Origin of the sequence: Nonomuraea sp. KM90 (assembly GCF_052246675.1) — a bacterium.
In the GTDB taxonomy this organism is placed as follows: Bacteria; Actinomycetota; Actinomycetes; order Streptosporangiales; family Streptosporangiaceae; genus Nonomuraea.
Window position 1 is genome coordinate 1 of record NZ_JBQQCB010000293.1, and the last position, 3,583, is coordinate 3,583.

Genomic DNA, 3,583 nt, shown 5'->3' on the forward strand with positions numbered 1-3,583 from the left:
CCTGCTCCGGGTCCGTGGAACCCGGCGCCCCCGCAGCGTCATGCGACGGCCCGCCCCAACCGCGTCGGGGACATTACGGGCAAATCGCGGAGCCACTCACACAGCACCGCCCGCTGAAGAATCGAGGTTAACCGCGATGCCCTCCTTCCGCCTCCGGTGCACCAGGGCGGCACCGATCATGAGGAGGCCGAGCCCGGCGGCGGCGAGCGGGGTGAGGATCGGCGCGACGCCGGTGGCCCAGGGCAGCACGACCCCCGCGCCGCCGAGCACCTCCAGCGCGCCGACGGCTCTGAGCTGCGCGGGGCTGAAGTCCTCCCGGTAGGCCTGCTGCTCGCGGAAGCGCGGGCCGAGGTCGGCGAACTTGCCGAGGCCCGAGACGACGAAGGCGACGGCGAGCAGGATCTGCAGGATCCAGAGGATGGCGTCCATAAGCTTGACCCTTCAAGTATCAGTGGAATCATGACTGTAGACCTGAAAACTTGAAGCAACAAGTAACGTGGCGAAATCAGAAATGGATATTTCCGAATTCGATTGATCGAATTGTGATTTGTCTCCTTGTCAATTCTGCTGTGATGATCGGCGGTGTCGTGTCCCGGCGTCCTTCGCCGCGGGCGGTGGCGGCACGCTCGTCCGGCTCGCCGGGACCGGCGCCGCTGCTGACCCGGACCGAGCCAGGTCGGCACCCCCGCTGACCTGCCGGGCGCCCGCCGTACCACTGTGAGGGGGACGGCGGGCGCCGACTCGCGCACGGCCTCGGGACCTGGTTTGCTGGAACCGACACATCATCGAGCGGAGTGGGGTTCTGCATGGGCAAGGTCGAACCGGAGGTCGAGGTCAAGTTCCGTAGCGACATGGACGTGGAGCTGATCAAGTCCGCCGCCTCGGACGCCGACGTGTTGTGGGCGGCACGCGTCTCCACCAAGGGCGAGAGCTCCTTGGCCGAGATCGAGGCCGACCCGCAGCGCTCCAAGGGTTTGATCAACTTCCTGATGCGCGACCGGCACGGCACACCGTTCGAGCACTCGTCGATGACCTTCTACGTCAGCGCGCCGATCTTCGTGTTCCGCGAGTTCATGCGGCACCGGACGTTCTCCTACAACGAGGAGTCCGGGAGATACCGGCAGCTCGTGCCGGTGTTCTACGTGCCGGGGCCGGACCGCCAGCTGGTCCAGGAGGGCAAGCCCGGCAAATACGTGTTCACCGACGGCACCGCCGAGCAGCACAAGCTGGTGACCGAGGCGACCCAGGAGAGCTACTGGCAGTCCTACCGGGCCTACCTGGAGATGCTCGAGGCGGGCGTGGCCCGGGAGGTGGCCCGCACCGTGCTCCCGGTCGGCCTCTACTCCTCGATGTACGCCACCTGCAACGCGCGGGCGCTGATGAACTTCCTGTCGCTGCGGGTCAAGCGTGAAGACTCCGCGTTCCCCTCGTTCCCGCAGCGCGAGATCGAGATGGTCGCGGAGAAGATGGAGGAGCTGTGGGCGGGGCTCATGCCGCTGACCCACGCGGCCTTCGAGGCCAACGGCCGCGTCTGTCCCTGAGCCGCCCATCGCCGCCGCGGCGGCCGGCCGGCCACATCCGCCTCCGGATTCGGCGCGGATGGCCGGCGCCACGGCGGCCGGTTGCCGGAAGAGAGGCCGGCAACCGGCCGCGTCCGCGAGCGAGCCGGCGCGGCGCGGGTCAGGCGAGCGCCGGGAGCACGTAGACCTCGGCGCCCGGGGGCAGCGCGCAGTCGAGGCCGCCGAGGCCCCGGGCGTTCTCCCCGCACACGATCATGCTGATGTGCCGGCGGATGCGCCCGTAGTCGTCGCGCAGCCGCTCCTCCAGCATCGGATGCGTGCGCCGCAGCATGTCGAGGGCCGAGCCCAGGGTGGGCGGGGAGTCGCGGTCGGCGCCGATGGCGAAGACCTTGACCTCCGTCCGCCCGCTCACCCATCTCCGCAGCGAGCTGGGCAGCACGAACACGACCATCGTGACCGGTTTCGTCATCGACTAGAGCACCGCCGCGCGCACGGTGAGCACGTCGGGCATGTGCCGGCCGACCAGCGACCAGGTCTCGCCGTCGTCGCGCGAGCAGTAGACCTCGCCGTCGCGCGTGCCGAAGAACACCCCCGCCTCCGACGCCGTCATCGCGTCGCGCAGCACGCTCGAGTGGACCGGCCCCTCGGGCAGCCCCTGCGAGAACGGCTGCCAGTTCTTGCCCCCGTCGTCGCTGCGGTAGATCCGGTAGCGGTGGTCGACCGGCGTGCGGTCCATGTCCGCCGTCAGCGGCAGCACGTAGATCGTGTCGGGCCGCGACGGGTGCACCGCGATCGGGAAGCCGAAGTCGGACGGCAGCGGCGAGCCGATGTCGTGCCAGCTCCCGCCGAAGTCGTCGCTGCGGTAGACGCCGAAGTGGTGCTGCAGGTAGAGCCGCTCGGGCCGGGACGGGTGCATGGACACCTTGTGCACGCACTGCCCGTACTCGGGATATTGCTGCCCCTCCGGCATGAACGGGGCCCGGATGTTCTTGTTGGCCGCCTCCCACGACAGGCCGCCGTCGGTCGTGCGATAGAAGCCGGCGGCCGAGACGGCGATCGCCATGACGTCGGGGTCGGTGGGATGGTTGACGATCGTGTGCAGGCACAGGCCGCCGCCGCCCGGCTGCCAGTGCTCGCGGTGCGGGTGCTCCCACAGGCCCTCGACGAGCCGGTAGGTGACGCCGCGATCCTCGGAGCGGAAGAGGGCGGCCGGCTCGACGCCCGCCCACACCACCTCGGGCTCCGACGGGGACGGGGCGAGCTGCCAGACCCGGGTCAGCGTCGCCTCGGTCTTCTCGGGGAAGGCGATGGGCGGCTGCTCCGCCTCCTTCCAGGTCTGGCCGAGGTCATCCGAATACATGACGGATGGACCGAAGTGGCCGTATTCGATGCCGGCCAGGAGCCGGGGTGTGGTGCCGCGCGTGTCGATCGCCACCGAGGGCACCGCGACCGTGGAGAACTGGATCGGCTGGATCTCGAAGGGGCCGCCGTCCGTCGAACGGGCGAGGAACAGACCCTTGCGGGTGCCGATCGCGAGCATTGCGTCACTCATAGCATCGCTCCCATGTTCGCTTGCGGCCATCGTGCCACGCGGCACCGACAGTCGCCGAAGACTGGGAGATTCCCCGCGCAAGGATGGCGTTTCGCGTCCCGCATTACCTCCCGGGTAATCGAGGCCCTTCCCTCCACTCGATAACGTGTGCGGCATGGGAGCGGTCGCCGTACATGAAGAGGTCTTTGGTGAGTTGTTGCGTTCGTGGCGGCAGCGGCGGCGGGTGAGCCAGCTCGACCTGGCCATCGGGGCCGACGTCTCGGCCCGCCACATCAGTTTCCTGGAGACCGGGCGCGCCCGGCCGAGCCGCGAGATGGTGATGCGGCTGGCCGAGGAGCTGGGGGTGCCGCTGCGGCACCGCAACAGGCTGCTGGTGGCGGCGGGGTTCGCCCCGGTCTATCCCGAACGGGAAGTACGCGCCCCCGAGGGCGAGGTGGTCCGGCGGGCGCTGGACAAGATCCTGGCCGGGCACGAGCCCTACCCGGCGGTCGTGGTGGACGCGGTGTGGAAC

General features: G+C 69.5%; 5 protein-coding genes. 2 read left to right on the top strand and 3 right to left on the bottom strand.

All coding sequences use genetic code 11. The features are described 5' to 3' along the window. Positions 1-96: 96 nt before the first annotated feature. The gene (locus tag ACTWPW_RS63365) at positions 97-429 is read right to left on the bottom strand and encodes a DoxX family protein (protein ID WP_443174912.1); all 333 of its coding nucleotides are present in this window, start codon (positions 427-429) and stop codon (positions 97-99) included. A 377-nt stretch (positions 430-806) separates the two neighbouring features. Here ACTWPW_RS63365 and thyX point away from each other — a divergent pair, with 377 nt between their 5' ends. Then, a complete protein-coding gene (gene thyX, locus ACTWPW_RS63370; RefSeq protein WP_443174913.1) occupies positions 807-1,541 on the top strand; it encodes an FAD-dependent thymidylate synthase in 735 nt (244 codons plus the stop codon). A 139-nt stretch (positions 1,542-1,680) separates the two neighbouring features. Here thyX and ACTWPW_RS63375 read toward each other — a convergent pair whose 3' ends face one another. Both ACTWPW_RS63375 and ACTWPW_RS63380 read right to left on the bottom strand, forming a co-directional pair. Beyond that, positions 1,681-1,989 (bottom strand): hypothetical protein, encoded by a 309-nt coding sequence (locus tag ACTWPW_RS63375; protein ID WP_364135258.1) that lies wholly within the window; start codon positions 1,987-1,989, stop codon positions 1,681-1,683. A gap of 3 nt (positions 1,990-1,992) precedes the next feature. Further along, entirely contained in the window at positions 1,993-3,072 is a 1,080-nt protein-coding gene (locus ACTWPW_RS63380; protein ID WP_375108298.1) for a WD40/YVTN/BNR-like repeat-containing protein, read from the bottom strand. Positions 3,073-3,226: 154 nt separating this feature from the next. On the opposite strand from ACTWPW_RS63380, the gene ACTWPW_RS63385 reads away from it, so the two are divergent. Continuing rightward, on the top strand, positions 3,227-3,583 hold a 357-nt coding region (locus ACTWPW_RS63385; protein ID WP_443174914.1), incomplete at its 3' end, for a helix-turn-helix domain-containing protein.